Source organism: Pseudomonas sp. NPDC086112 (genome assembly GCF_044746425.1).
Classification (GTDB): Bacteria; Pseudomonadota; Gammaproteobacteria; order Pseudomonadales; family Pseudomonadaceae; genus Aquipseudomonas.
On sequence record NZ_JBIVCD010000007.1, the window covers coordinates 156,630 to 182,851 of the forward strand.

Below are 26,222 nucleotides of genomic sequence, written 5' to 3' on the forward strand. Positions count from 1 at the left end.
CCCGACACAGTTTTTTGTGTCCGCCAGACATTGCCCGTTGCTCTCTGCCAACCGCGCTCGCTATGCTGCTGAACCCTTTAATCCATCACGGCCCCGGCGTGCCTTAGCCGCTCCTGGGATGTCATGAGAAAACGGATCAGATGCGATGAATGCACCCTTGGATGAGTTCGGCCCGATCAAGGCCGTGATTTTCGACATGGACGGCTTGTTGCTGGACACCGAGGGCATTTACACCGAGGTCACGTCCATTATTGCCGGGCGTTATGGCCGGACCTTCGACTGGAGCGTCAAACAGAACATCATCGGTCGTGGCGCGGGTGATCTGGCGCGCTATGTGGTCGAGGCACTGGACCTGCCAATTACAGCCGAAGAGTTTCTGGTGATCCGCGAACCGTTGATGCGCGAGCGTTTTCCGACGGCGCTGGCGATGCCTGGCGCAGAGGAGCTGGTTAGGCACTTGAAGGCCAACAACGTTCCTATTGCGGTGGGCACCAGTTCTTCACGTCAGTCGTTCGGCCAGAAAACCACCTTGCACCGTGAGTGGTTTGCGCTGTTCGATTTCATCGTCACCGCTGACGACCCGGAAGTGGGCGCGGCCAAACCGGCGCCGGATATCTTCCTGACGGCGGCGCGGCGCCTGGGTGTCGCGCCTGAGGATTGCCTGGTGTTCGAGGATTCGCCGTTCGGTGTCACGGCGGCGAAAGCGGCGGGGATGACGGCGATTGCGATCCCGGATGCGGCGATGGCCGACGAAAAGTACGCACACGCCGATGGCATTCTTCGTACATTGAAGGCGTTCAAGCCCAGCGCATGTGGCCTGCCGGCACTTGAGTGGGCTTGACACCTATCTGATGTGGGAGCGGGCTTGCTCGCGAAGAGGGAGTGTCAGGCAACATCAATGTCGACTGATACGACGCCTTCGCGAGCAAGCCCGCTCCCACAGTGACCTGTATCAGGCGCCGAAACCGCCGTCGATGGTCAGGCTGGCACCGGTGATGTAGCCGGCTTCGGGACCGACAAGATAAGCGACGAAGCTGGCGATTTCTTCCACTTTGCCGTAACGACCCACGGCCATCAGCGGGATCAGGCTTTCAGCAAAGTCGCCGCTGGCGGGGTTCATGTCGGTGTCGACCGGGCCCGGTTGCACGTTGTTGATGGTGATACCCCGTGGGCCGAGGTCGCGGGCCAGGCCTTTGGTCAAGCCGACCAGCGCCGATTTGCTCATGGCGTACGGGCCTCCACCGGCGAAGGGCATGCGCTCGGCATTGGTGCTGCCAATGTTGATGATGCGACCGCCTTCGGTCATATGCTTGGCCGCTTCCTGAGTGGCGATGAACACGCTGCGCACATTGATCGCCAGGGTCTGGTCGAAGTCTTCGAGTTTGAAGTCTTCCAGCGGTGCGATGGCCAGAACGCCTGCGTTGTTGACCAGGATGTCCAGGCCACCGAAGGCTTCGACGGTGACCTTAACGGCATTGCGAATCGCGACGGCATCGGCGCTGTCGGCCTTGATGGCCAAGGCTTTGCCGCCTGCGCTGGTGATGCTGTTTTGCAACTCTTCGGCTTTGGCGGTAGAGCTGACGTAAGTGAAGGCGACGGTAGCGCCTTCGGCGGCCAGGCGTTTGACGATGGCAGCACCGATGCCGCGTGAACCGCCTTGAATCAGAGCTACTTTACCGCTGAGGTGTTGAGTGGTCATGTCGATCTCCAGAAATTCAAGGCGGGCTGCCTTGTTGTCGGAGTCGAGTATCGGCTTCGCACTACTTCGCGGGTAGACCGTCATTGCTATAGTCTGTGTAAACCAGAAGTTTATAGTGACGCTTATGGAAACCTTCAGCAGTATCGAATGCTTCGTGCGTAGCGCCGAGGTTGGCAGCTTCGCCGAAGCGGCGCGGCGCTTGAGCCTGACGCCGGCGGCGGTGGGCAAGAGCGTTGCCAAGCTGGAGGCGCGACTGGGTGTGCGGCTTTTCCAGCGCAGTACGCGCAGCCTGACGCTGACTGAGGCCGGTCAGCTGTTTCTCGGCGAAGTCAGCGCCAGCCTGCACACGATCCAGAATGCCGTGGCCAACCTGGCCAGCGCCGAAGGACGTCCCGCCGGCACATTGAAAGTCAGCATGGGCACAGTGTTCGGGCGCTTGTACATCGTGCCGTTGCTGGGCGAGTTTCTGCGGCGCTTTCCGGCGATCAACCCGGACTGGCATTTCGATAACCGCCAGGTCGACCTGATCGGCCAGGGTTTCGATGCGGCGATTGGTGGCGGATTCGAACTGCCCCAAGGCGTGGTGGCGCGCAAGCTGACGCCCGCCCATCGGGTGTTGGTGGCTTCAGCCGAGTACCTCGCAGGGCACGAAACGATCGTCGAGCCCGACGACCTCAAATACCACGACGGCATCTTGATACGCTCGCCGCAGACGGGACGTGTGCGTTCCTGGCAGTTGACCAGTCGCGCCCGGCAACACAGCCCGCTAACGCTCAAGGCGCGGATGACCATGAGCGATTCGGAAGCCGCCTGCGCCACGGCGGCTCAGGGGTTAGGCATTGCGTTGGTGAGCATGCCGTTTGCCGTGGGTTATCTGGATGCGGGGACGTTGCAGCGGGTGTTGCCTGACTGGTACGTCGATGACGGCAACATCTCCATCTATTACGCCGAACACAAACTGCTACCGGGCAAGACCCGGGCGTTTGTCGATTTCATCATTGAGCAGTTTGCGGAGCAGGGGTTGGGGCAGCGGTTCAGTGCGCTTTGAGCTTGGCTTGGGACCGAGGTGTGGCCATCGCGGGCAAGCCACGCTTCCACAGAACGACACAAAACCTGTGGGAGCGAGGCTTGCCCGCGATGAACGATAACGCGGTTTAAGACTGTGATTTTTAAGCCTTGGATTTGCTGATGATGTTCCCGGCATGCAGCCCGCATTCTTTCTGCGTGGCTTCTTCCCACCACCAACGACCTTCGCGCTCATGCTGGTTCGGCAACACCGGACGGGTGCAAGGCTCGCAGCCGATGCTGATGAAGCCACGCTCATGCAGGCTGTTGTACGGCAGTTCCAGCATGCGAATGTAGCCCCAGATCTCTTCGCTGGTCATTTGCGCCAGCGGGTTGAATTTGTACAGAGTGCGTTCTGGGGTAGAAAACGCGGTATCGATTTCCAGCACCGCGACCGCACTGCGGGTGCCCGGGCTCTGGTCCCGACGCTGGCCGGTGGCCCAGGCGGTCACGCCCGACAGCTTGCGACGCAACGGCTCGATCTTGCGGATGCCGCAGCACTCGCCATGACCGTCCTTGTAGAAACTGAACAGGCCCTTTTCCTTCACGAAAGGTTCGAGCTTGGTGTAGTCCGGCGATACCACTTCGATATCGATCTTGTAGTGCTCGCGCACCTGTTCGATAAAGCGATAGGTCTCGGGGTGCAAGCGGCCGGTGTCGAGGCTGAACACCTTGACGTTCTTGTTCAGCTTCCAGGCCATGTCCACCAGCACCACATCCTCGGCGCCGCTGAAAGATATCCACAGGTCATCGCCGAACTCGGCGAACGCGAGTTTCAGGATGTCCTGGGCGGATTTGTTGGCATAGGTCGTGGCGAGTTCCACGACATCGAACGATGGGCTCATCAGGGCGGCTTCCTACAGGTCGGTGGCGCTGGGCGCTCTATATATGCCTGATGGTAACAAAATCCTGCGGTGGCTGGTGCGCCCTCTGCGTTGCACAGAGCAGGGCGAGTCGCTAGAGTTCGGCAGTCCTTTTGCTCGCTCGACTCAATAAACAGTACAAAATGGGAGTGTCTTGTGGAAATTGCCTGTCTGGATCTTGAAGGTGTGCTGGTCCCGGAAATCTGGATCGCCTTTGCCGAAAAAACCGGGATTGACTCCCTCAGGGCCACCACTCGGGACATTCCCGACTACGACGTGTTGATGAAGCAGCGCTTGCGGATTCTCGACGAGCACGGCCTGAAGCTTTCCGACATCCAGGAAGTGATCGCCACGCTAAAGCCTCTGGAAGGCGCCAGCGAATTCGTCGACTGGCTGCGTGAGCGCTTTCAGGTGGTGATTCTGTCGGACACTTTTTACGAATTCTCCCAACCGCTGATGCGTCAGCTGGGCTTCCCGACCTTGCTTTGTCATCGTCTGATTACCGACGATGCCGGTCGGGTCACGGGCTATCAGTTGCGTCAGAAAGATCCAAAGCGGCAGTCGGTATTGGCGTTCAAGAGCCTCTACTACCGGGTGATCGCGGCGGGGGATTCCTACAACGATACGACGATGCTGGGCGAGGCGGACGCGGGGATTCTGTTCCATGCACCGGACAATGTGATTCGTGAGTTTCCACAGTTCCCGGCGGTGCACAGCTTTGCGGAGTTGAAGCAGGAGTTCATCAAGGCTTCGAATCGGGCGTTGAATTTGTAGTCGTTTTCGAGGACGTCTTCGCGGGCAAGCCTCGCTCCTACAGGATTTCCGGCGAACGACATAAATCCTGTAGGAGCGAGGCTTGCCCGCGAAGCTTTTAAAGGCCTCGCAAAGTATCCAGCAACACCTTCACCTTGGTTATCGATTCCTGATATTCCGCCTGCCAGTCCGAATCCGCGACGATCCCGCCGCCACCCCAGCAGCACACCTGTCCATCCTTGACCAGCAAACTACGGATGGCGATGGAGCTGTCCATCTCGCCGCGCACGTCCAGGTACAGCAATGAACCGCAATACAATCCACGACGGGTCGGCTCCAGCTCATCAATAATCTGCATCGCGCGAATCTTTGGCGCTCCGGTAATCGAGCCGCCGGGGAAGCTGCCGGCAATCAAGTCCAGCGCATCCTTGTTATCCGCAAGCTCGCCGGTAACGCTGCTCACCAGGTGATGCACGTTCGGGTAGCTTTCCAGGCTGAACAACTCCGGCACCCGCACCGAGCCGATGCGGCAGGTACGACCGAGGTCGTTGCGCAGCAAATCTACGATCATCAGGTTTTCCGCGCGGTCCTTGGGGCTGGCCAGCAGTTCGGCGGCGTTCGCCGCATCTTCAACTGCAGTCAGACCGCGGGGGCGGGTGCCTTTGATCGGGCGGGTTTCGACGTGGCGTTCGCTGACTTTGACGAAACGCTCTGGCGACAGGCTCAGCACGGCGTCGCCGTCGGGCAGGCTCTGGAAACCGGAAAAAGGTGTCGGGCATGCCGCCCGCAGCGCGCAGTACGCAGCCCATGGATCGCCCTGGCATTGCGCACGAAAGCGCTGGGCGAAGTTGACCTGATAGCAGTCGCCGGCCTGAATGTACTGTTGAATGCGTTCGAAGGCTTGTCGATAGTCGTCGGCGCTCAGGTCGGCGCTCATCGGGCTGTCCAGTTTGAAAGGCTCGATTTTCTGAGGTGCAGGTTGCGTGAACAATTCGAGCAGCCGCTGCCGCTCGCTGTCGATCAGCGCCGGGTGGAACACCAGTTGGCTGGTGGCCAGGTGGTGATCACTGATCAGAGCCCAGTCGTACAGCCCGAAACGTGCGTCGGGCAATTGCAGATCGTCCCGTGCCTGGCTCGGCAGGTTTTCCAGATGCCGGCCGAAGTCATAGCTCAGATAACCGATCAGGCCACCGGCGAAAGGCAGGTCGAAAGGAGCAGAGGCTTTACCGAGTCGCTTCAGAGTGTCGCGAAGGCGTTGCAGGAAATGGCTGCCGCTTTCATCCGGTAACACAGCCAGTTGTTCCAGCGGCCAGGCGCTGAGCAGGTCAAAACGCCCACGCTCGGCGCTCGGCCGGCCGCTGTCGAGCAGCACGGCACCGGGGGCATGACGAATCGCCGCGAAGTATTCGGCGGGGTTGGCGCGATAGGGCAGCGGGTGTACGGAACAGGTCAGCATGGGCAGGGCAGATCAGCCATCGAGGCGGGGGAGCGATTGTAGTCCTCTGCAGGATTTGCTCCTAGAGGGTAAGTCGGGGATTGGTAGATTGGCGACAGGGTTGAGGGCTTTGGTGCTTGGGAGTCAGTCTTCGCGAGCAAGCCCGCTCCCACATTGGATATACGTGACGCCGAAGATCCAATGTGGGAGCGGGCTTGCTCGCGAAGGGGGCGACTCGGTTTTGGATCAGCCCTCAACCGCTGGAATATGCCCAAACATTTCCTGAACGAACTCAACCCGCTCCTGAACCGTCTCAACAACCCCACGAGCCTTCAATTCTTCCAGCCGTGCTTCGACCGCGTGGGTACGCAACGTCAGCCCGCAATCGTTGGCGATCTGAATGTTCAACCCGGGCCGGGCGTTAAGCTCAAGAATCAACGGCCCTTTTTCCTGGTCGAGCACCATGTCGACACCGATGTAACCCAACCCGCACAGCTCATAGCAGCCGGCCGCGAGCTTCATGAAACCGTCCCAGTAGGGCAGTTGCACGCCGTCCACGGCGTTGGTGGTGTCCGGGTGTTTGTTGATGATGTTGTTCAGCCAGGTGCCGCGCAATGTCAGGCCTGTGGCCAGATCGACACCGACGCCGATGGCGCCCTGGTGCAGGTTGGCCTTGCCGCCGGACTGGCGAGTCGGCAGGCGCAACATGGCCATCACCGGATAGCCCATCAGCACGATGATGCGAATGTCCGGCACACCTTCATAGCTGATGCTTTTGAAGATCTGGTCCGGGGTCACGCGGTACTCGATCAGCGCGCGGTCGCGGTGACCGCCGAGCGAATACAGGCCGGTCAGGATGCTGGAAATCTGATGCTCGATTTCCTCGTGACTGATGATCTTGCCCGACACCGTGCGATAGCGGCCCTCGAAGCGGTCTGCGATCACCAGAATGCCGTCACCGCCGGCGCCCTGGGCTGGTTTGACCACGAAATCGGTGCGCCCGCCGATGATCTCGCTGAGGTTGTCGATTTCCTTCTCGGTGGAGATCACCCCGTACAACTCCGGCACGTGGATGCCGGCGGCGATGGCGCGCTCCTTGGTGATGATCTTGTCATCGACGATCGGGTACAGGCTGCGCTTGTTGTACTTGAGCACGTAGTCTGCGTTGCGCCGATTGATCCCCATGATGCCCCGAGCCTCCAGGGCTTTCCAGGTTTTCCAGAGACCGAACATCAGGCGTCAGCCTTCTTGAGGAAAGCCTTGAAGCGCACCAGTTCGGTCAGGCGGTAACCGCGATAGCGACCCATGGCCAGCATGAAGCCCACCAGAATCAGCAGGATCGCCGGGAAGGTGAACACGAAGTACACCAGCTCAGGCACGCTCATGATCAGGTGCGCCAAAGAGGCGGCGAACAGGGTACCGATCGCCACTTTCATGGCATGGCCGCCCCCGCGCTCTTCCCAAGTGATCGACAGGCGTTCGATGGTCATGGTCAGAATCACCATCGGGAACAGCGCCACCGACAAGCCGCGTTCCAGGCCGAGTTTGTGGCTGAACAGGCTGATCGCCGCGATCAGCACCACCACGAAGGTCAGCACCACCGATAGCCTCGGCAGCATTTGCAGCTTCAAATGTTCAAGGTAGGAGCGCAGCGACAGCCCCAGCGTCGTGATGATCGTAAATAGCACGATGCCGAAACCGAGCTGGGTTTCCCGGAAGGCGAGGGCGATCAGCACCGGGGTAAAGGTGCCGAGTGTCTGAATGCCGATCAGGTTGCGCAGAATCAGGATCACCAGCACGCCGATCGGGATCATCACCATGATCATGAACGTCTGTTGGGTTTGCAGCGGCAAGCCGTACAGCGAGTATTCGAGGAAGTTGGCGTCGGAATTTTCGTCGGTCAGCTTGGCCAGGCGAATGGCGTTCATTTCGCTGTTGTTCAGGCTGAAGGTGACGGTGGCTTTTTTGCCGCCATCGACGGTGATCAGGTTTTCATCGCCGGTCCACCACTGCAAGCGGTCGGTGGGCAGGCCCTGTTCGCCGGTTTCCGGGTTGAAGTACAGCCAGTCGGTGCCGTTGAAGCTGCGCAACCAGAGTTCAGGCATCTGTGGTTGGTCGGCCACCAGGCGGATGGTGTGGACCTTTTCGATCGGCACGTGGGCGATGGACAGTACCAACTCGACGATTTTGGCTTTGTTCGCGGTGGACGGATCGCCGCCCAGCAGCAGTTTCACGTTGTCGTCGTTAAGGTTGTTGACGCGCTTGATGGCTTCGCCGATGAAGGTTTCAACGTCTGCCGAGTGTTGGCGGATCGGCGCGAGCAGGGCTTCGGCGGCGATTTTTTCCGGGCCTTCGACGGCGATGCTGTCGCGGAAGGTCGGGCCTTTGACCTTGGACTTTTCGCCGCTGTAGCGCTTGGTCAGCACCAGTCGGTAATAAAGGGTCTGGTTGCCCTTGGCCCGACGCGCCGACCAGGTGACCTTGCGGTTGCCGTCGACACGGTTCACCGCCACGCCGTAATTATTGGAAATGAAACTCTCGTTGAGGCTCACGTAGTCGCGGCTCAACGGTGGTACGAACATCTGAATCTTGATCGGATCCTTGGCATTGGCGACGAACTCGACCTTGGCGTCGATGTTCCACAAGTCGTCGGTAGCGTCTTCGGTCACCGGAATTCCGAGCACGAAAATCTGATAGGCCGTAACTGAAATGCCCAGCACCACCAGGATGGCGATCAGCAGTTTCAGATGGAGGGTAAGAGAGCGCATTGGAATTACTCTGCGGTATGTGCGTCGGTGGCGCAGGCGGGTTTGCCAGCAGCGTATTTAAGACTGGGATCGACCAGCGCATCGAAGCGTTTGAGCGCTTCGGAGCCGATCAGGAGCGGGTATTGGAAGGCACTGCGGTCGGTCAAGTTCACTTCGATGCTGCGTAAAGCCGAACCCATGCAGATATCCAGCTCGATGACCGGACGGGCGGTGTACTTTTTGCCTTCTTCCGGGTCGTAGTCACCGGCCCGGCGCTTGATCTTGCTGACACGGGCCAGCGGTCGTTCGATCGGGTGCGAATGCGCGGCGTCGATAGCCAGATAGAAGCGCACCCAGGATTCGCCATTGCGTTTGAAACGTTTGATGTCGCGGGCACTCAGCGAAGCGGTTTTCGCCCCGGTGTCGAGTTTGGCGGCGACTTCCAGATTGATGCCGTCCAGCGAAGCGTACTCATTGAGGCCGTACACAGTCTTTTCCCCTGCCGCGGCGAAACCTGGCAGGCCAAAAAGACAAAGGAATGTGGTGAAGGGCTTGAGTCTCATAAATCCTGGTGCGCAGCGGTCCGTTCTTCAATTCAAGGCCCTGGCATTGCTGCACAAGCTCCCTCGTATGCCTATCTGCTTTTTATGACAGGCAATGCAGATGACAAGCAAATGCGGGCGGCATTCTAGCACGGTGGGTTTATGGCGCCAGCGCTGGCCGGCGGCTATAACTTGAGGTGTTGCTTCCTTATGGTGCAGCGTGGTTATTAGACGATTGTCGACAATATCGAATTATCCTTTGACGTGAACGGCCATATTCGCTAGTTTTTGCGGCATTGGTTTTCAAGGTGTCGACAATATGCTGGATCAACTCGATCCCCCGGTCACGATTCAGGACGACTCGGAAACACTTTCCGAAAACGTCTTCCGACGTATTCAGGCGGCCATCGTCAAGGGCGAGATCGCCCCGGGCAGCAAGATCTCCGAGCCGGAGCTGGCGCGCACCTACGGCATTAGCCGCGGGCCGCTGCGTGAGGCCATTCACCGTCTGGAAGGCCAGCGCCTGCTGGTTCGCGTGCCGCACGTCGGGGCGCGGGTGGTGTCGCTGAGCCACGCCGAACTGCTGGAACTCTACGAAATTCGCGAATCCCTGGAAGGCATGGCGTGCCGTCTGGCGGCTGAACGCATGACGGTCGAAGAAATCGACGAACTGCGCCGGGTGCTCGAAACCCACGAGCGCGATGCGGCGTTTCAGGCCGGTGTCGGTTACTACCAGCAGGAAGGCGATTTCGACTTTCATTACCGGATCATCCAGGGCAGCGGCAACCGCACCCTGACCCAGATGCTTTGCGGTGAGCTCTATCAGCTGGTGCGCATGTACCGCATCCAGTTTTCCACCACGCCCAATCGGCCGCGCCAGGCGTTTGCCGAACACCACCGAATTCTCGATGCCATCGCCGACCGTGACGGTGAATTGGCCGAGTTGTTGATGCGCCGTCACATCGGCGCCTCCAAACGCAATATCGCCCGTCACTACCAGGACGGCGCTAACCCGACAGCCACTGAACGAGGTGAGTCATGAGTTCCAACAAGAGCACTCCAGGCCAGCGTTTCCGCGATGCGGTCGCCAGCGAACATCCGCTGCAAGTGGTTGGCACGATCAACGCCAACCACGCATTGCTGGCCAAGCGCGCCGGTTTCAAGGCTATTTACCTGTCGGGTGGCGGGGTGGCTGCCGGCTCCCTCGGCGTGCCGGACCTGGGGATTACCGGTCTGGATGACGTGCTGACCGACGTGCGCCGCATCACTGACGTTTGCGATTTGCCACTGTTGGTGGACGTGGACACCGGTTTCGGCTCCTCGGCGTTCAACGTTGCCCGTACCGTGAAGTCGATGATCAAGTTTGGCGCAGCGGCGATCCACATCGAAGACCAGGTCGGCGCCAAGCGCTGCGGTCACCGTCCTAATAAAGAGATCGTCTCGCAGCAGGAAATGGTCGACCGCATCAAAGCGGCCGTCGATGCCCGCACCGATGACAGCTTCGTGATCATGGCGCGCACTGATGCGCTGGCGGTGGAAGGTCTTGAATCTGCGCTGGATCGCGCCGCGGCGTGCATCGAAGCTGGCGCCGACATGGTGTTCCCGGAAGCGATCACCGAGCTTGAGATGTACAAACTGTTCGCCAGCCGCGTGAAAGCGCCGATCCTGGCCAACATCACCGAATTCGGCGCGACGCCGCTGTATACCACCGAGCAACTCGCCGCCGCCGACGTGTCGCTGGTGCTGTACCCGCTGTCGGCGTTCCGCGCCATGAACAAAGCCGCGGAAAACGTCTACACCGCGATCCGCCGCGACGGCACGCAACAGAACGTGATCGACACCATGCAGACGCGCATGGAGCTCTACGATCGCATCGATTACCACACCTTTGAGCAGAAGCTCGATGCGTTGTTTGCCGCGAAGAAGTAATGAAAGCCCTGTAGGAGCGAAGCTTGCTCGCGAAGACGGACTGACATTCAAAATCAATGTCGTCTGAGACACCGCTTTCGCGAGCAAGCTCCGCTCCTACAAGTTTCCCTGACAAATTCAAAAAAATTGGAGACAGCAATGGCCGAAGCAAAAGTACTCAGTGGCGCCGGGCTCCGTGGCCAGGTTGCCGGGCAAACCGCACTGTCCACCGTGGGCCAGTCGGGCGCAGGCTTGACCTATCGCGGCTATGACGTTCGCGAACTGGCGGCAGACGCACAATTCGAAGAAGTGGCTTACCTGCTGCTGTACGGCGAACTGCCGACCAAGGCACAACTCGCTGCCTATACCCAAAAACTGAGCAAGCTGCGTGACCTGCCGCAAGCGCTGAAAGAAGTGCTGGAACGCATCCCCGCCGACGCTCATCCGATGGACGTGATGCGCACCGGTTGCTCGTTTCTGGGCAACATCGAGCCGGAGCAGGACTTCTCCGAACAGCACGACAAAACCGACCGCCTGTTGGCCGCGTTCCCGGCGATCATGTGCTACTGGTATCGCTTCAGCCACGACGGTAAACGCATCAATTGCGTGACCGACGAAGCCTGCATCGGCGGCCATTTCCTGCACCTGCTGCACGACAAGAAGCCGAGCGAGTTGCACGTCAAGGTGATGAACGTTTCGCTAATCCTCTACGCCGAACACGAGTTCAATGCGTCGACCTTCACCGCCCGGGTGTGCGCCTCGACGCTGTCGGATCTGTATTCCTGCATCACGGCGGCCATCGGCTCCCTGCGCGGCCCGCTGCACGGCGGCGCCAACGAAGCGGCGATGGAAATGATCGAGCGCTTTTCGTCGCCGGAAGAGGCCGTCGAAGGCACCCTCGGCATGCTTGCGCGCAAGGACAAGATCATGGGCTTCGGCCACGCGATCTATAAGGACAACGATCCACGCAACGAGGTGATCAAGGCCTGGTCGAAAAAGCTCGCTGACGAAGTGGGCGACACGGTGTTGTTCCCGGTGTCCGAAGCCATCGACGCAACCATGTGGGAGCAGAAGAAACTGTTCCCGAACGCCGACTTCTACCATGCGTCGACGTACCATTTCATGGGCATTCCGACCAAGTTGTTCACGCCAATCTTCGTCTGCTCGCGCCTGACCGGCTGGGCTGCGCACGTGTTCGAACAACGCGCCAATAACCGCATCATCCGCCCGAGCGCCGAATACGTCGGCGTCGAACAGCGCAAGTTCGTGCCAATCGAACAACGCTGACCGGGAGGGCGCAGACGCTGGCTACTGAAGAAACCGAGACTCTGTAGGAGCGAAGCTTGCTCGCGAAGACGGACTGACATTCAACATCAATGTCGACCGACAGACCGCTTTCGCGAGCAAGCTTCGCTCCTACAGGGGATCGGGTTCAGTTCAGTAGCCGCGCCAGGCCCCACCCTTTGAAACCACCGTGACCGAGTCCTGACGATGAACACAAAATTCCGCAAACCGCTGCCCGGCAGCCATCTGGATTATTTCGACGTCCGCGCGGCGGTCGATGCCATTTCGCCTGGCGCCTATGACACCCTGCCGTACACCTCCCGCGTGCTGGCGGAAAACCTTGTGCGTCGCTGCGACCCGGCCACGCTCACCGAATCGCTCAAACAATTCATCGAGCGCAAACGCGACCTCGACTTCCCATGGTTCCCCGCCCGCGTGGTGTGCCATGACATTCTTGGCCAGACTGCCTTGGTCGACCTCGCCGGCCTGCGCGATGCCATCGCCCTGCAAGGTGGTGACCCGGCGCAAGTGAACCCGGTAGTGCCGACGCAGTTGATCGTTGACCACTCCCTGGCCGTTGAGCGCGGCGGCTTCGACCCGGAAGCGTTCGAGAAGAACCGCGCCATCGAAGACCGTCGCAACGAAGACCGTTTCCACTTCATCAACTGGACCAAAAAAGCCTTCAAGAACGTCGACGTGATCCCGCCGGGCAACGGGATCATGCACCAGATCAACCTGGAGAAAATGTCGCCGGTGATTCAGGTGCGCGACGGCGTGGCCTTCCCCGATACCTGTGTCGGCACCGACAGTCACACCCCACACGTCGATGCGCTGGGCGTGATCGCCATTGGTGTTGGTGGCCTGGAAGCGGAGAGCGTGATGCTGGGTCGCGCATCGTGGATGCGTCTGCCGGAAAGCGTCGGTGTCGAGCTGACCGGTAAGCTGCAACCGGGCATCACCGCCACCGACATGGTGCTGGCGCTGACCGAATACCTGCGCAAACAAAAAGTTGTCGGCGCGTGGCTGGAATTCTTCGGTGAAGGGGCTTCGGCTCTGACCTTGGGCGACCGCGCGACCATTTCCAACATGGCCCCGGAATACGGCGCCACGGCGGCAATGTTCTACATCGACCAGCAGACCATCGACTACCTGAAACTCACCGGCCGTGAAGACGAGCAAGTGCAGTTGGTCGAGAATTACGCCAAGACCACCGGCCTGTGGGCTGACAGCCTCAAGGGGGCGCAATACGAGCGCGGCTTGACGTTTGACCTGTCCACCGTCGTGCGCAACATGGCCGGCCCGAGCAATCCGCATGCCCGTGTGGCGGTTTCGGATCTGGCCGCCAAAGGTATCTCCGGCCAGTGGGACGACGTGCCTGGCCAGATGCCGGATGGCGCGGTGATCATCGCCGCCATCACCAGTTGCACCAACACCAGCAATCCACGCAACGTGATTGCCGCTGGCCTGCTGGCGCGCAACGCCAACAAGCTCGGGCTGACCCGCAAGCCATGGGTCAAATCCTCGCTGGCGCCGGGTTCGAAGACCGTGGCGCTGTATCTGGATGAAGCCGGGCTGACTACAGAACTGGAGCAACTGGGCTTCGGCGTCGTGGCCTTCGCCTGCACCACGTGCAACGGCATGTCCGGCGCGCTGGACCCAGTGATCCAGCAGGAAATCATCGACCGCGATCTGTACGCCACGGCCGTACTCTCCGGTAACCGTAACTTCGACGGGCGGATTCACCCGTACGCGAAAAACGCGTTCCTGGCTTCGCCGCCATTGGTGGTGGCTTACGCCATTGCCGGGACCATCCGTTTCGACATCGAAAAAGATGTGTTGGGCGTGGTCGATGGCAAGGAAATCCGTCTGAAAGACATCTGGCCGAGCGACGAAGAAATCGACGCGGTGGTCAAGGCCTCGGTGAAACCGGAGCAGTTCCGTCAGGTGTACATCCCGATGTTCGCCATCCACGAAGACACCGGTCCGAAGGTCGCGCCGCTGTATGACTGGCGCGAAATGAGCACCTACATCCGTCGTCCGCCTTACTGGGAAGGTGCGCTGGCCGGCGCGCGTCCGCTCAAGGGCATGCGCCCGCTGGCGGTGCTGCCGGACAACATCACCACCGATCACCTGTCGCCTTCCAACGCGATCATGCTCGACAGCGCCGCCGGTGAATACCTGGCGAAAATGGGCCTGCCGGAAGAAGACTTCAACTCCTACGCCACCCACCGCGGCGACCACTTGACCGCGCAGCGCGCGACGTTCGCCAACCCGAAACTGTTCAACGAAATGGTCCGGGAAAACGGCAAGGTCAAGCAGGGTTCCCTGGCGCGGGTCGAGCCCGAAGGCCAGGTGATGCGCATGTGGGAAGCCATCGAAACCTACATGGAGCGCAAGCAGCCGCTGATCATCATCGCCGGTGCCGACTACGGCCAGGGTTCGTCCCGGGACTGGGCAGCCAAAGGTGTGCGTCTGGCGGGTGTGGAAGCGATTGCCGCTGAAGGTTTCGAGCGCATCCACCGCACCAACCTGGTGGGCATGGGCGTGTTGCCGCTGGAGTTCCAGTCGGGCACCGACCGTCACACCCTGGCCATCGACGGCAGCGAAACCTACGACGTGATCGGCGACCGCACTCCGCGTGCGACGCTGACGCTGGTGATCAATCGCAAGAATGGCGAACGCGTCGAAGTGCCGGTGACCTGCCGCCTCGACACCGCCGAAGAAGTGTCGATCTACGAGGCCGGCGGCGTGTTGCAGCGTTTCGCCCAGGACTTCCTCGAAGAATCGGCGGTCGCCGTCTAAATCACGAAGTGCGGACACGGGGTTTCAGGCCTGTGTCCGCCTGCCTTTACGATAAGGAGTAGGAGCACCAATGGCTCACGCACCTCAAATTAAAATCCCCGCCACCTATATGCGTGGCGGCACCAGCAAAGGCGTGTTCTTCAGCCTGAAAGACCTGCCCGAAGCGGCACAGATTCCCGGCCCGGCTCGCGATGCGTTATTGCTGCGAGTGATCGGCAGTCCCGACCCATACGACAAGCAAATCGACGGCATGGGCGGTGCGACGTCCAGCACCAGCAAAACCGTGATCCTGTCGAAAAGCCTCAAGGCCGACCATGACGTCGATTACCTGTTCGGTCAGGTCTCCATCGACAAGCCTTTCGTCGACTGGAGTGGCAACTGCGGCAACTTGTCGGCGGCAGTCGGTTCGTTCGCGGTCAGCAATGGCCTGGTGGACGCCAGCCGCATTCCGCACAACGGCGTGGCGGTGGTGCGCGTGTGGCAGGCCAATATCGGCAAGACCATCATCGCCCACGTACCGATCACCAACGGTGAGGTGCAGGAAACAGGTGATTTCGAACTCGATGGCGTGACCTTTCCGGCGGCCGAAGTGCAGCTCGAATTCATCGACCCAGCGGCGGAAGAAGAGGGTGGCGGTGGTTCGATGTTCCCCACCGGCAATCTGGTGGATGACCTCGAAGTGCCGGGCGTCGGTACGCTCAAGGCGACCCTGATCAACGCTGGCATCCCGACCATTTTCATCAATGCTGAAGACATCGGCTACACCGGCACCGAGTTGCAGGGCGCGATCAACGGCGACCTGAAGGCCCTGGCGATGTTCGAAACCATCCGCGCTTACGGCGCGTTGCGCATGGGGCTGATTGAGCATCTGGACGAAGCGGCCAAGCGTCAGCACACACCGAAGGTGGCGTTCGTCGCCAAACCGGCGGATTACATTGCCTCCAGCGGCAAAAAGATCGCCGCCACCGACATTGATTTGCTGGTGCGCGCGCTGTCCATGGGCAAACTGCACCACGCGATGATGGGCACGGCAGCGGTGGCCATCGGCACAGCGGCGGCAATTTCCGGCACGTTGGTGAACCTGGCGGCGGGCGGCATCGAACGCAACGCTGTGCGCTTCGGTCATCCCTCCGGCACTTTGCGCGTGGGCGCCGAGGCCGGTCAGGTCAACGGTGAATGGAGCGTGAAAAAAGCCATCATGAGCCGCAGTGCGCGGGTGTTGATGGAAGGTTATGTCCGCGTGCCGGGGGATTCTTTCTAACCCGACACTGAACCAATGTGGGAGCGGGCTTGCTCGCGAAGGCGGTGTATCAGGCAATATTGATTTCGACTGACATTCCCTCTTCGCGAGCAAGCCCGCTCCCACAGTTAATTGCATTTCAATAACAAAAATGGCGTCACCAACTAAGATTGATCCTGAACCGAGGTCCCATCAGCGAACCACTGACCGAGTGAATCGAACATGAGCGCCAACGTCGACCTGAACAACCGCCCCGACTACGACACGGTCCTGCAGGACATCGCTGACTACGTCCTCAACTTCAAAATCGACTCTACCGAGGCGCTTGATACCGCCCGCAATTGCCTGATGGACACCCTCGGCTGCGGTCTGCTGGCGCTGCGTTTTCCCGAATGCACCAAACACCTGGGACCCATCGTCGAAGGCACGGTCGTCCCTTTTGGCGCTCGCGTGCCGGGCACCAGTTACCGTCTCGATCCGGTCAAAGCGGCGTGGGACATCGGTTGCATCGTTCGCTGGCTCGATTACAACGACACCTGGCTCGCCGCCGAATGGGGTCATCCGTCCGATAACCTCGGTGCCATTCTCGCGGTGGCTGACCACCTGTCGCAAAAACGCCTGGCCAATGGCGATGCACCGCTGACCATTCGTGTGGTGTTGGAAGCGATGATCATGGCCCATGAGATTCAAGGCGTGATTGCGCTGGAAAATTCCTTCAATCGTGTCGGTATCGATCACGTCATCCTGGTGAAGGTCGCCTCGACCGCCGTCACCGCCAAGCTCATGGGCGCCAATCGCGAGCAATTGCTGTCGGCGTTGTCCCATGCCTTTGCCGACGGCCAGGCGCTGCGTACTTACCGGCATGCACCCAATGCCGGGTCGCGTAAATCCTGGGCAGCGGGGGATGCGTCCAGTCGTGGCGTGCGTCTGGCGGACATTGCGATGCGTGGGGAGATGGGTATTCCCGGTGTGCTGACCGCCAGACAATGGGGGTTCTACGACGTGTTGTTCAGCCACACCAACAACGATCTGGCGCTCAAGCCTGAAGACAAACGTGGCTTCAGCTTCTCCCGGCCGTTCGGCAGTTACGTGATGGAAAACGTGCTGTTCAAGATCAGCTTTCCCGCCGAGTTTCATGCGCAAACGGCCTGCGAGGCCGCCGTCACCTTGCACCCATTGGTCAGGAATCGCCTGCACGAAATCGACAGGATCGTTATCACCACCCACGAATCGGCGATACGCATCATCTCCAAGGTCGGCCCGCTGGCCAACGCCGCGGACCGCGACCACTGCATCCAGTACATGATCGCCGTACCCTTGGTGTTCGGTAATCTGGTGGCCGAGCAATACGAAGACGATTTCCACGCCGTGCATCCGATCATCGACGTGCTGCGCGACAAAATGGTCATCGTCGAAGACCCGCGTTTCACCCGCGAATACTTGGAACCGGATAAACGCTCCATCGCCAATGCGGTGCAGGTGTTCTTCAAGGACGGCTCCAGCACCGAGAACGTGATAGTGGAGTACCCGATCGGCCATCGCCGTCGCCGCATCGATGGTATTCCGCTGCTGGAAGACAAGTTCAAAGCCAATCTGGCGACGCGCTTCACGGCTCAGCGCAGTGCCGAGATCTTTGCGTTGTGCAAGGACCAGGCGCGGCTTGAGGAGACGGCGGTGAACCGGTTTGTGGATTTGTTTGTGATTTAAAGGACCGCGTTATCGTTCTTCGCGGGCAAGCCTCGCTCCTACAGGGTTCGGTGTGAATCACATGACCTGTAGGAGCGAGGCTTGCCCGCGAAGACGGTGTAACTGCCGCCGAAATCTACTTGAACCGCCGCTCCACACCTTTCTCTACCAGAATCTTCGCAGAGATTTCTTCCACGGAGAAATGCGTGGAATTGATGTGGGCAATGTTCTCGCGGCGAAACAGATTCTCCACCTCGCGCACTTCGAATTCGCACTGCGCGTAGCTTGAATAGCGGCTGTTGGGCTTGCGCTCATTGCGGATGGCTGTAAGCCGGTCCGGGTCGATGGTCAGGCCGAACAACTTGTGATGATGGGCGCGCAGGGCGGTTGGCAGTTGCAGGCGCTCCATGTCGTCTTCGGTCAGCGGGTAATTGGCCGCGCGGATGCCGAATTGCATGGCCATGTACAAACACGTCGGGGTTTTACCACAGCGCGACACACCCACTAGTATCAGGTCAGCTTTGTCGTAATAGTGGGTGCGGGCGCCGTCGTCGTTGTCGAGGGCGAAGTTCACAGCCTCGATGCGCTCCATGTAATTGGAGTTGCCACCGATGGAGTGGGATTTGCCGACGGTGTAGGAAGAATGCTCGGTCAGTTCCTGTTCCAGTGGCGCCAGGAAGGTCGAGAAAATGTCGATCATGAAACCATTCGATGTCGCGAGGATCTCACGAATGTCCTGATTGACGATGGTGTCGAAAATAATCGGACGAAAACCATCGTTTTCGGCGGCTTTGTTGATTTGTTGTACCATGGCCCGCGCTTTATCCGCGTTGTCGATGTAGGGCCGCGTGATTTTGCTGAAGGCAATGTTTTCGAACTGCGCCAACAGGCTTTGACCGAGGGTTTCGGCCGTAATGCCCGTGCCATCGGAGATAAAGAAAGCAGATCGTTTCATTTGCACCTTGGGCCTTAAGCTAGTTTCGATTCTTGGATATAGTAGGCGCGATTTGTCGGCCGCCAGTGGCCAGCATTCTCACTTATTTTCCAGGTCCAGGCCATACAGCCGGCAAATGCTCCCCCGAGTCGCCGGCTTCTGAGCTTTTCCAACACAGTTAGTGGAGAGATCACCTTGGTAGAGTACGTAGTTTCCCTCGATAAGCTCGGCGTCCATGATGTAGAGCATGTGGGGGGCAAGAACGCATCCCTGGGCGAGATGATCAGTAACCTTGCAGGTGCCGGTGTATCGGTGCCCGGTGGCTTCGCCACGACAGCTCAGGCGTATCGTGATTTCCTGGAACTGAGCGGTCTGAACGATCAGATCCACGCAGCCCTCGACGCGCTGGATGTCGACGATGTCAACGCCCTGGCCAAAACCGGCGCCCAGATCCGTCAATGGATCATGGAAGCCGAATTCCCAGAGAAGCTCAATACCGAGATCCGCACCGCGTTCGCCACGCTGTCGGCCGGTAACCCTGACATGGCCGTTGCCGTGCGCTCTTCCGCTACCGCCGAAGACTTGCCGGACGCTTCCTTCGCCGGTCAGCAGGAAACCTTCCTGAACATCCGTGGTGTCGAAAACGTTATTCGCGCCGCTAAAGAGGTGTTCGCTTCCCTGTTCAACGATCGTGCGATTTCCTACCGCGTCCACCAGGGCTTCGACCACAAGCTGGTTGCCCTGTCGGCCGGCGTGCAGCGCATGGTCCGCTCCGAAACCGGCACCGCCGGCGTGATGTTCACCCTCGATACCGAATCGGGCTTCCGTGACGTGGTGTTCATCACCGGCGCTTACGGCCTGGGTGAAACCGTCGTGCAAGGCGCGGTGAACCCGGATGAGTTCTACGTCCACAAAGGCACGCTGGAAGCCGGTCGTCCGGCCATCCTGCGTCGCAATCTGGGCAGCAAAGCCATCAAGATGATCTACGGCGAAGTCGCCACGGCCGGTAAATCGGTCAAGACCATCGACGTGGACAAGGCCGATCGTGCCCGTTTCTGTCTGAGCGACGCTGAAGTCAGCGAGCTGGCCAAACAAGCGATGATCATCGAGAAGCACTACAAGTGCCCGATGGACATCGAATGGGCCAAAGACGGCGACGACGGCAAGCTCTACATCGTTCAGGCCCGTCCTGAAACCGTGAAGAGCCGCACTTCGGCCAATGTCATGGAACGCTACCTGTTGAAAGAAACCGGCACCGTGCTGGTGGAAGGTCGCGCCATCGGCCAGCGCATCGGCGCCGGCAAGGTCCGCATCATCAAGGACGTGTCCGAGATGGACAAAGTCCAGCCCGGCGACGTACTGGTCTCCGACATGACCGACCCGGACTGGGAGCCGGTGATGAAGCGCGCCAGCGCCATCGTCACCAACCGTGGCGGTCGTACCTGCCACGCGGCAATCATCGCCCGTGAGCTGGGCATCCCGGCCGTGGTCGGTTGCGGCAACGCCACCCAACTGTTGCAAGACGGCCAGGGCGTGACCGTTTCCTGCGCTGAAGGCGACACCGGTTACATCTTCGAAGGCGAGCTGGGCTTCGACATCAAGAAAAACTCCGTGGATGCCATGCCGGATCTGCCGTTCAAGATCATGATGAACGTCGGCAACCCGGACCGCGCCTTCGACTTCGCGCAGCTGCCGAACGCCGGTGTGGGCCTGGCCCGTCTGGAATTCATCATCAACCGCATGATCGGCGTGCACCCCAAGGCGCTGTTGAACTACGACGGCCTGCCGCAAGAAATCAAGGACAGTGTCGACAAGCGCATCGCCGGTTATGACGATCCTGTTGGCTTCTATGTCGACAAACTGGTTGAAGGCATCAGCACCCTGGCCGCTGCGTTCACCCCGAAAAAGGTCATCGTGCGTCTGTCGGACTTCAAGTCCAACGAATACGCCAACCTGATCGGTGGCAAGCTCTACGAGCCGGAAGAAGAAAACCCGATGCTGGGCTTCCGTGGCGCTTCGCGTTACATCAGCGAATCGTTCCGTGACTGCTTCGAACTCGAGTGCCGTGCTCTTAAGCGCGTGCGCAACGAGATGGGCCTGACCAACGTTGAAATCATGGTTCCGTTCGTTCGTACCCTCGGCGAAGCCAGCCAAGTGATCGATCTGTTGGCCGAAAATGGCCTGGCTCGCGGCGAGAATGGTCTGCGCATCATCATGATGTGCGAGCTGCCGTCCAACGCGATCCTGGCTGAAGAATTCCTTGAGTTCTTCGACGGCTTTTCCATCGGCTCCAACGACCTGACCCAGCTGACACTGGGTCTGGACCGTGACTCCGGGATCATCGCGCACCTGTTCGACGAGCGTAATCCTGCGGTCAAGAAGTTGCTGGCCAATGCTATTCAGGCCTGCAACAAGGCGGGCAAGTACATCGGCATCTGCGGTCAGGGCCCTTCGGACCACCCTGATCTGGCCAAATGGCTGATGGAGCAGGGCATCGAAAGCGTTTCGCTGAACCCCGATTCCGTGCTGGAAACCTGGTTCTTCCTGGCTGAGGGTCAGGCTTCGGCCTGATGGTGTGGACGGGCCGCTCTCTGTGGGAGCGAGCCTGCTCGCGATGGTCGTAAACGATAACGCGTACTTGCTGGATAAACGCGTTGTTCTGGCGTCCTTCGCGAGCAGGCTCGCTCCCACGCTGGCCGGCTCTTTCAGATATTCAAGTAGGGCGGGCTCCTCTGGATGCCGCCCTTTTTTGTGCAAGAGCATTATGCAAAGCAGCAGCAACCTATTTCCTGTCGCCCTGATCAGCGCCGAACGACGCGGTGATTTGAGCGAAGACGTCTATCGTTTGAAACCCGGCAACAGCCCCGACGGCACCGTCGAACTGGCTGTGACGCGCCTCGGCCTGGCCGATGAGCCGGCGGTGCGTGGCGTGCCGGTGATTCTGTTGCACGGCAGCTTTTCCAATCGACGGTTCTGGTTCTCTCCCAAAGGTTTGGGGCTGGGGGCTTATCTGACGCGCCTGGGGTTCGATGTATGGATTCCGGAAATGCGCGGTCATGGTCTGTCTCAGCGCAATCAGGACTATCGCAAAAACCGCGTCGCCGACTACGCGCGTTACGATTTGCCGGCCATTGGCGCATTCGTTCGCGAGCAAAGCGGCCAGGTCCCACACTGGATCGGTCACTCGCTGGGTGGCATTACGCTGGCGGCGGCGCTGGGTGGGGAATACATCGGCGAGCCTGTCGTCGCGTCTGCGGCGTTCTTCGGTACGCAGGTCAGCCGTACCTACTGGCCGTTGAAGTTTCCACCGGTGGAGTGGAGCGGGCGCTTCATCCTCAAGCGGTTTGCTCAACTGTCAGGTTCACGCCTCAAGCGCGGCCCGGAGGACGAGCCGATTGGCCTGGCCCTGGAAAGCATGCGCTGGTACGGGCTGTTCGGGCGTTTTGGCGATGCCGACAAGGACTGGTGGGCGGGTTTGGCCGAGGTTCAGTTACCGGTGTTGGCCGTGAGCGCCGCGGGCGATCATCAGGACCCGACCTGGGCCTGCCGCAAGCTGTTCGATCAGGTCGGCTCCGAGCACAAGCAATTCATCACCCTTGGCCGCGAGCAAGGCTTTGGCGATAATTTCGGTCATGTGGAAATGCTTGTCAGCAAGGCTGCGCAGACGGAAGTCTGGCCTTTGGTGGCGCGTTGGCTGGCAGATCAACAGACGCCTTTGCTGGGTGGAAAGCCGGATTTGGCCGCGGCAATTTGAGCCTGATGCTCTAACAAGGGCATTTCGCTCGGAACGGCTTGCGGCTAAGATGTGACGCATTAAGCGGTTCTGGTCACTTTTAGTGATTGACTCGATCGGCGCGTTTGCAGCCGTTGAGCCTTGGTCCGCGTATGCTGCCTACTCGATTGTCTTCCTTTTCACAGGAGTTTCTCGATGAACCATTACCTCACGCCTGATCTTTGCGATGCCTACCCGGAGCTGGTGCAGGTGCTGGAACCGATGTTCAGCAATTTCGGTGGCCGTGATTCTTTCGGCGGCGAAATCGTGACCATCAAATGTTTCGAAGATAATTCGCTGGTCAAGGAGCAAGTAGCGCTCAATGGGAACGGTAAAGTGCTGGTGGTCGACGGTGGAGGTTCCCTGCGCCGCGCGCTGTTGGGTGACCTGCTGGCCGAGAAAGCCGCCAGTAACGGTTGGGAAGGGCTGGTGATCTACGGTTGCATTCGCGACGTCGACGTCATAGCGCAAACCGATCTGGGGGTTCAAGCCCTGGCCAGTCACCCGATGAAAACCGACCGGCGCGGCGTTGGTGAACTCAATATTGCCGTGACCTTCGCGGGTGTGACTTTCCACCCGGGTCACTATGTTTATGCGGATAACAACGGCGTGATCATTTCGCCAAGCCCGCTGAAGATGCCTGAATAAAGCGCGTTTCATTAAAGGGGTGAGGATGTTCGAGGAAGAAAACGCGCAGTGGGGGCTGGTGCATGCCCTGGTGCTGGATGGTAAAGGCGGTGCGCGTTCGATAGCCCGGACTGAACTCGATGACTTGCAGCTGCAGGCCCATGAAAGCCTGTGGCTGCACTGGGATCGCAGTCATCCTCAAACCCAGACCTGGTTGCGTAAATACAGCGGTCTGAGTGAATTTAGTTGCGACTTGTTGCTGGAAGAGAACACCCGGCCGCGTCTTTTGCCGCTGCCGGACTCCGAACTGTTGCTGTTTCTGCGCGGAATCAACCTCAATCCAGGTGCCGAGCCGGAAGACATGGTCTCGGTGCGGATCTTCGGGGCGGCCCAGCGAGTGATCTCCCTGCGTCTGCGGCCATTGCGCGCCACCGATGAGTTGCTGGCGCAACTGGCTGAAGGCAAAGGGCCGAAAACCGCCTCCGAACTCATTCTTTATATGGCGCAGTACCTCACCAACAAAGTGCAGGATCTGGTCAGCTGCCTCTCGGAAATCGTCGATGAGGAAGAAGAAAAGCTGGATACCGACGAACGGTATACACCAGAGCATGGGGCTGTTTTGCAGATCCGTCGCAGAGCGGCCGCACTGAAACGTTTTCTGGCACCGCAGCGGGATATTTTCGGTCAGTTGACGCGAATAAAACTACCGTGGTTCGTTGAAGACGATGGCGATTACTGGAACGAATTGAACAACAGCCTGACCCGTTATCTCGAGGAGCTGGAATTGACCCGAGAGCGCGTGGGGCTGGTCCTGGAGGCCGAAGACCGGCGTCTGAGCGTGCGCATGAATCGCACGATGTACCGCTTCGGGATCATCACCGGGATCTTTTTGCCGATGAGTTTTTTGACCGGTCTTTTGGGCATCAACGTCGGCGGTATTCCGTTCTCCACCAGCCCTTATGGCTTCCTGATCGCCTGCTTGCTGGCAGGCTCGGTAGCGCTGGGGCAGTGGTGGCTATTCCGACGTTTGCGCTGGTTCTGATGATGAGTCATGTGACCCGACCAAATTTGACCGCGTCTTTCACAGATATCACGAGAGGTGCGTATGCACGATCCGTTCGAACAGTCTTTGCGTGACATGCTCAAAGCTTCGCCGTCCAGCCGTGACGACGATGCCTGCCTGGGCCGCGTGCTGAAAACCGCCAACCGCCAGGTCGGTGCCGGCGATCTGTTCAGCCTGCTGGGCCGCTGGTTGCCCGCGCTGATGATCGCCCTGAATAACGGATCGGCCCATATCTCGCCGGTTTCCCGTCTTCGTAAACCTACCGCTCGCACTGCTGATAAGGCTGATTGAATATGGAACTTGATCTCTGGACTCAGAGCCTCGTCACTGCAATGACTGCGTTATGGACCAAGGTTGCAAACTTCATTCCGAACCTGTTTGGCGCACTGGTTGTGCTGCTGCTGGGTTTTGTCGTGGCCAAACTGCTGGACACACTGCTCTCCAAATTGCTTGCCAAACTGGGCCTCGATCGCCTGATGGGCGGCACCGGGCTGACCAAATTGCTGTCCCGAGCAGGCCTTCAGGTACCTATCTCGACGTTGATCGGCAAAATCGTGTATTGGTTCGTTCTGCTGATTTTTCTGGTTTCGGCCGCAGAATCCCTTGGACTTGAGCGAGTTTCGGCTACGCTGGACATGTTGGCGCTGTATTTGCCGAAAGTATTCGGCGCTGCGCTGGTACTGCTGGTGGGTGTCTTGCTGGCGCAACTGGCCAATGGGCTGGTGCGTGGCGCGGCTGAAGGCGTAGGGCTTGATTACGCCGCGGGCCTGGGGCGAATTGCCCAGGGCCTGGTGATCATCATCAGTATTTCGGTTGCGATCAGCCAGTTGGAGGTCAAGACTGACCTGCTCAACCATGTGATCGTGATCGTCTTGATTACCGTTGGTCTGGCGGTTGCGCTGGCCATGGGGTTGGGAAGCCGGGAAATTGCCGGTCAGATTCTTGCGGGAATCTATGTGCGTGAGTTGTATCAGGTTGGGCAACAAGTGCGAGTTGGCGAGGTCGAAGGTCAGATCGAAGAGATCGGCACGGTTAAAACCACCGTGCTGACCGACGAGGGTGAGCTAGTCTCTCTCTCGAATCGGATTCTCTTGGAGCAGCATGTGAGTAGCCGCTAACCCGGCAAATCCTGCTAATGTATGCCGCCGCAAAATGTCCTGAAGGACTGCGGCGGACATTGACCTGACTGTCGGCCAGACTTGTTTTGAATAAAGCTCAATCGCTCTCCACGCGCTACGACCCCCGCGAGCTCTCTGATGAGGAGTTGGTCGCGCGCTCGCATACCGAGCTGTTTCACGTAACGCGCGCTTATGAAGAACTGATGCGGCGTTACCAGCGAACATTATTTAACGTTTGTGCACGGTATCTTGGGAACGATCGTGATGCAGACGATGTCTGTCAGGAAGTGATGTTGAAGGTGCTCTACGGCCTGAAGAACTTCGAGGGGAAATCGAAGTTCAAGACGTGGCTATATAGCATCACGTACAACGAGTGCATCACGCAGTATCGGAAAGAACGGCGAAAGCGTCGCTTGATGGACGCTTTGAGTCTGGACCCCCTCGAGGAAGCATCTGAAGAAAAGATGCCGAAACCCGAGGAAAAGGGTGGACTTGATCGCTGGCTGGTGTATGTGAACCCGATCGACCGGGAAATTCTGGTGCTACGATTTGTCGCAGAGCTGGAATTTCAGGAGATCGCAGACATAATGCACATGGGTTTGAGTGCAACAAAAATGCGTTACAAACGCGCTCTAGACAAATTGCGTGAGAAATTTGCAGGCATTGCTGAAACTTAGTTCGGCG

General features: G+C 59.2%; 23 protein-coding genes. 16 read left to right on the forward strand and 7 right to left on the reverse strand.

The features are described from left to right. The first annotated feature begins 145 nt into the window (after positions 1-145). A complete protein-coding gene (locus ACIPLA_RS08045; protein ID WP_218394320.1) occupies positions 146-841 on the forward strand; it encodes an HAD-IA family hydrolase in 696 nt (231 codons plus the stop codon). Positions 842-952: 111 nt separating this feature from the next. On the opposite strand, the gene ACIPLA_RS08050 is transcribed toward ACIPLA_RS08045, so the two are convergent. Beyond that, positions 953-1,699: a 3-oxoacyl-ACP reductase family protein gene (locus ACIPLA_RS08050; protein ID WP_123496375.1), complete on the reverse strand. Its 747-nt coding sequence runs from the start codon at positions 1,697-1,699 to the stop codon at positions 953-955. Between the two features lie 124 nt (positions 1,700-1,823). On the opposite strand from ACIPLA_RS08050, the gene ACIPLA_RS08055 reads away from it, so the two are divergent. Beyond that, complete coding sequence (locus tag ACIPLA_RS08055) at positions 1,824-2,747, forward strand: LysR family transcriptional regulator (RefSeq protein WP_401172882.1); 924 nt, start codon at positions 1,824-1,826, stop codon at positions 2,745-2,747. 121 nt (positions 2,748-2,868) lie between these two features. Here the strand turns inward: ACIPLA_RS08055 and ACIPLA_RS08060 are convergent, their stop codons facing one another. Then, on the reverse strand, positions 2,869-3,609 hold the full coding sequence (locus ACIPLA_RS08060; RefSeq protein ID WP_008074131.1) for a phosphoadenylyl-sulfate reductase: 741 nt from the start codon (positions 3,607-3,609) through the stop codon (positions 2,869-2,871). A gap of 174 nt (positions 3,610-3,783) precedes the next feature. On the opposite strand from ACIPLA_RS08060, the gene thrH reads away from it, so the two are divergent. Then, positions 3,784-4,401 carry a bifunctional phosphoserine phosphatase/homoserine phosphotransferase ThrH gene (gene thrH, locus ACIPLA_RS08065; RefSeq protein WP_401172871.1) on the forward strand — a complete coding sequence of 206 codons (618 nt, stop codon included), beginning with the start codon at positions 3,784-3,786 and terminating at the stop codon, positions 4,399-4,401. Positions 4,402-4,498: 97 nt separating this feature from the next. Here thrH and pabB read toward each other — a convergent pair whose 3' ends face one another. The 4 genes from pabB to ACIPLA_RS08085 form a co-directional block, all read right to left on the reverse strand. Continuing rightward, on the reverse strand, positions 4,499-5,836 hold the full coding sequence (gene pabB / locus ACIPLA_RS08070; RefSeq protein ID WP_218394324.1) for an aminodeoxychorismate synthase component I: 1,338 nt from the start codon (positions 5,834-5,836) through the stop codon (positions 4,499-4,501). 225 nt (positions 5,837-6,061) lie between these two features. Further along, positions 6,062-7,048: an alpha-L-glutamate ligase-like protein gene (locus ACIPLA_RS08075; RefSeq protein ID WP_218394325.1), complete on the reverse strand. Its 987-nt coding sequence runs from the start codon at positions 7,046-7,048 to the stop codon at positions 6,062-6,064. After that, complete coding sequence (locus ACIPLA_RS08080) at positions 7,048-8,583, reverse strand: inactive transglutaminase family protein (protein WP_123496383.1); 1,536 nt, start codon at positions 8,581-8,583, stop codon at positions 7,048-7,050. The genes ACIPLA_RS08075 and ACIPLA_RS08080 overlap by 1 nt, the downstream gene beginning before the upstream one ends. Before the next feature lie 5 nt (positions 8,584-8,588). Then, positions 8,589-9,125 carry an ATP-dependent zinc protease gene (locus tag ACIPLA_RS08085; protein WP_007902103.1) on the reverse strand — a complete coding sequence of 179 codons (537 nt, stop codon included), beginning with the start codon at positions 9,123-9,125 and terminating at the stop codon, positions 8,589-8,591. Positions 9,126-9,426: 301 nt separating this feature from the next. Here ACIPLA_RS08085 and ACIPLA_RS08090 point away from each other — a divergent pair, with 301 nt between their 5' ends. The 6 genes from ACIPLA_RS08090 (at position 9,427) to prpD (ending at position 18,045) form a co-directional block, all read left to right on the forward strand. Next, positions 9,427-10,146 carry a GntR family transcriptional regulator gene (locus ACIPLA_RS08090; protein ID WP_177319500.1) on the forward strand — a complete coding sequence of 240 codons (720 nt, stop codon included), beginning with the start codon at positions 9,427-9,429 and terminating at the stop codon, positions 10,144-10,146. Beyond that, entirely contained in the window at positions 10,143-11,033 is an 891-nt protein-coding gene (gene prpB / locus ACIPLA_RS08095; RefSeq protein ID WP_007902093.1) for a methylisocitrate lyase, read from the forward strand. Before ACIPLA_RS08090 ends, prpB begins: the two co-directional genes overlap by 4 nt. A gap of 138 nt (positions 11,034-11,171) precedes the next feature. Next, positions 11,172-12,299: a 2-methylcitrate synthase gene (gene prpC / locus ACIPLA_RS08100; protein ID WP_218394326.1), complete on the forward strand. Its 1,128-nt coding sequence runs from the start codon at positions 11,172-11,174 to the stop codon at positions 12,297-12,299. Positions 12,300-12,503: 204 nt separating this feature from the next. Continuing rightward, the gene (gene acnD / locus ACIPLA_RS08105) at positions 12,504-15,098 is read left to right on the forward strand and encodes a Fe/S-dependent 2-methylisocitrate dehydratase AcnD (RefSeq protein ID WP_401172872.1); all 2,595 of its coding nucleotides are present in this window, start codon (positions 12,504-12,506) and stop codon (positions 15,096-15,098) included. A gap of 70 nt (positions 15,099-15,168) precedes the next feature. Continuing rightward, positions 15,169-16,359: a 2-methylaconitate cis-trans isomerase PrpF gene (gene prpF / locus ACIPLA_RS08110; protein ID WP_218394327.1), complete on the forward strand. Its 1,191-nt coding sequence runs from the start codon at positions 15,169-15,171 to the stop codon at positions 16,357-16,359. Positions 16,360-16,560: 201 nt separating this feature from the next. After that, entirely contained in the window at positions 16,561-18,045 is a 1,485-nt protein-coding gene (prpD, locus tag ACIPLA_RS08115; protein WP_401172873.1) for a 2-methylcitrate dehydratase, read from the forward strand. 115 nt (positions 18,046-18,160) lie between these two features. On the opposite strand, the gene ACIPLA_RS08120 is transcribed toward prpD, so the two are convergent. After that, on the reverse strand, positions 18,161-18,979 hold the full coding sequence (locus ACIPLA_RS08120; protein WP_123496393.1) for a pyruvate, water dikinase regulatory protein: 819 nt from the start codon (positions 18,977-18,979) through the stop codon (positions 18,161-18,163). A 174-nt stretch (positions 18,980-19,153) separates the two neighbouring features. Between ACIPLA_RS08120 and ppsA the strand changes: the two genes are divergently transcribed. The 7 genes from ppsA to sigX all read left to right on the forward strand — a co-directional run bounded on the left by ppsA (position 19,154) and on the right by sigX (position 26,215). Then, complete coding sequence (gene ppsA / locus ACIPLA_RS08125; RefSeq protein WP_401172874.1) at positions 19,154-21,529, forward strand: phosphoenolpyruvate synthase; 2,376 nt, start codon at positions 19,154-19,156, stop codon at positions 21,527-21,529. A 193-nt stretch (positions 21,530-21,722) separates the two neighbouring features. Next, on the forward strand, positions 21,723-22,712 hold the full coding sequence (locus ACIPLA_RS08130) for an alpha/beta fold hydrolase (protein ID WP_192342513.1): 990 nt from the start codon (positions 21,723-21,725) through the stop codon (positions 22,710-22,712). A 174-nt stretch (positions 22,713-22,886) separates the two neighbouring features. Next, the gene (rraA, locus tag ACIPLA_RS08135; protein ID WP_401172875.1) at positions 22,887-23,378 is read left to right on the forward strand and encodes a ribonuclease E activity regulator RraA; all 492 of its coding nucleotides are present in this window, start codon (positions 22,887-22,889) and stop codon (positions 23,376-23,378) included. Positions 23,379-23,403: 25 nt separating this feature from the next. Continuing rightward, the gene (locus ACIPLA_RS08140; RefSeq protein ID WP_401172876.1) at positions 23,404-24,399 is read left to right on the forward strand and encodes a zinc transporter ZntB; all 996 of its coding nucleotides are present in this window, start codon (positions 23,404-23,406) and stop codon (positions 24,397-24,399) included. A 63-nt stretch (positions 24,400-24,462) separates the two neighbouring features. Continuing rightward, positions 24,463-24,711, forward strand: a complete 249-nt coding sequence (locus tag ACIPLA_RS08145; RefSeq protein ID WP_007902080.1) for a hypothetical protein — start codon at positions 24,463-24,465, stop codon at positions 24,709-24,711. Between the two features lie 2 nt (positions 24,712-24,713). Further along, a complete protein-coding gene (locus tag ACIPLA_RS08150; RefSeq protein ID WP_007902078.1) occupies positions 24,714-25,538 on the forward strand; it encodes a mechanosensitive ion channel family protein in 825 nt (274 codons plus the stop codon). 86 nt (positions 25,539-25,624) lie between these two features. After that, positions 25,625-26,215 (forward strand): RNA polymerase sigma factor SigX, encoded by a 591-nt coding sequence (sigX, locus tag ACIPLA_RS08155; RefSeq protein WP_032830573.1) that lies wholly within the window; start codon positions 25,625-25,627, stop codon positions 26,213-26,215. The last annotated feature ends 7 nt before the right edge of the window (positions 26,216-26,222 follow it).

What these genes read in the sequence shown, in the direction of transcription:
- ACIPLA_RS08075 (WP_218394325.1), bottom strand. Translation starts at nt 7,048, where the DNA reads ATGTTCGGTCTCTGGAAAACCTGGAAAGCCCTGGAGGCTCGGGGCATC.
- ACIPLA_RS08150 (WP_007902078.1), top strand. Translation starts at nt 24,714, where the DNA reads ATGGAACTTGATCTCTGGACTCAGAGCCTCGTCACTGCAATGACTGCG.
- prpC (WP_218394326.1), top strand. Translation starts at nt 11,172, where the DNA reads ATGGCCGAAGCAAAAGTACTCAGTGGCGCCGGGCTCCGTGGCCAGGTT.
- prpF (WP_218394327.1), top strand. Translation starts at nt 15,169, where the DNA reads ATGGCTCACGCACCTCAAATTAAAATCCCCGCCACCTATATGCGTGGC.
- pabB (WP_218394324.1), bottom strand. Translation starts at nt 5,836, where the DNA reads ATGCTGACCTGTTCCGTACACCCGCTGCCCTATCGCGCCAACCCCGCC.
- ACIPLA_RS08055 (WP_401172882.1), top strand. Translation starts at nt 1,824, where the DNA reads ATGGAAACCTTCAGCAGTATCGAATGCTTCGTGCGTAGCGCCGAGGTT.
- ACIPLA_RS08140 (WP_401172876.1), top strand. Translation starts at nt 23,404, where the DNA reads ATGTTCGAGGAAGAAAACGCGCAGTGGGGGCTGGTGCATGCCCTGGTG.
- ACIPLA_RS08145 (WP_007902080.1), top strand. Translation starts at nt 24,463, where the DNA reads ATGCACGATCCGTTCGAACAGTCTTTGCGTGACATGCTCAAAGCTTCG.
- rraA (WP_401172875.1), top strand. Translation starts at nt 22,887, where the DNA reads ATGAACCATTACCTCACGCCTGATCTTTGCGATGCCTACCCGGAGCTG.
- ACIPLA_RS08050 (WP_123496375.1), bottom strand. Translation starts at nt 1,699, where the DNA reads ATGACCACTCAACACCTCAGCGGTAAAGTAGCTCTGATTCAAGGCGGT.
- ACIPLA_RS08080 (WP_123496383.1), bottom strand. Translation starts at nt 8,583, where the DNA reads ATGCGCTCTCTTACCCTCCATCTGAAACTGCTGATCGCCATCCTGGTG.
- ACIPLA_RS08130 (WP_192342513.1), top strand. Translation starts at nt 21,723, where the DNA reads ATGCAAAGCAGCAGCAACCTATTTCCTGTCGCCCTGATCAGCGCCGAA.
- ACIPLA_RS08045 (WP_218394320.1), top strand. Translation starts at nt 146, where the DNA reads ATGAATGCACCCTTGGATGAGTTCGGCCCGATCAAGGCCGTGATTTTC.
- ACIPLA_RS08085 (WP_007902103.1), bottom strand. Translation starts at nt 9,125, where the DNA reads ATGAGACTCAAGCCCTTCACCACATTCCTTTGTCTTTTTGGCCTGCCA.
- acnD (WP_401172872.1), top strand. Translation starts at nt 12,504, where the DNA reads ATGAACACAAAATTCCGCAAACCGCTGCCCGGCAGCCATCTGGATTAT.
- ACIPLA_RS08060 (WP_008074131.1), bottom strand. Translation starts at nt 3,609, where the DNA reads ATGAGCCCATCGTTCGATGTCGTGGAACTCGCCACGACCTATGCCAAC.
- prpD (WP_401172873.1), top strand. Translation starts at nt 16,561, where the DNA reads ATGAGCGCCAACGTCGACCTGAACAACCGCCCCGACTACGACACGGTC.
- ACIPLA_RS08120 (WP_123496393.1), bottom strand. Translation starts at nt 18,979, where the DNA reads ATGAAACGATCTGCTTTCTTTATCTCCGATGGCACGGGCATTACGGCC.
- prpB (WP_007902093.1), top strand. Translation starts at nt 10,143, where the DNA reads ATGAGTTCCAACAAGAGCACTCCAGGCCAGCGTTTCCGCGATGCGGTC.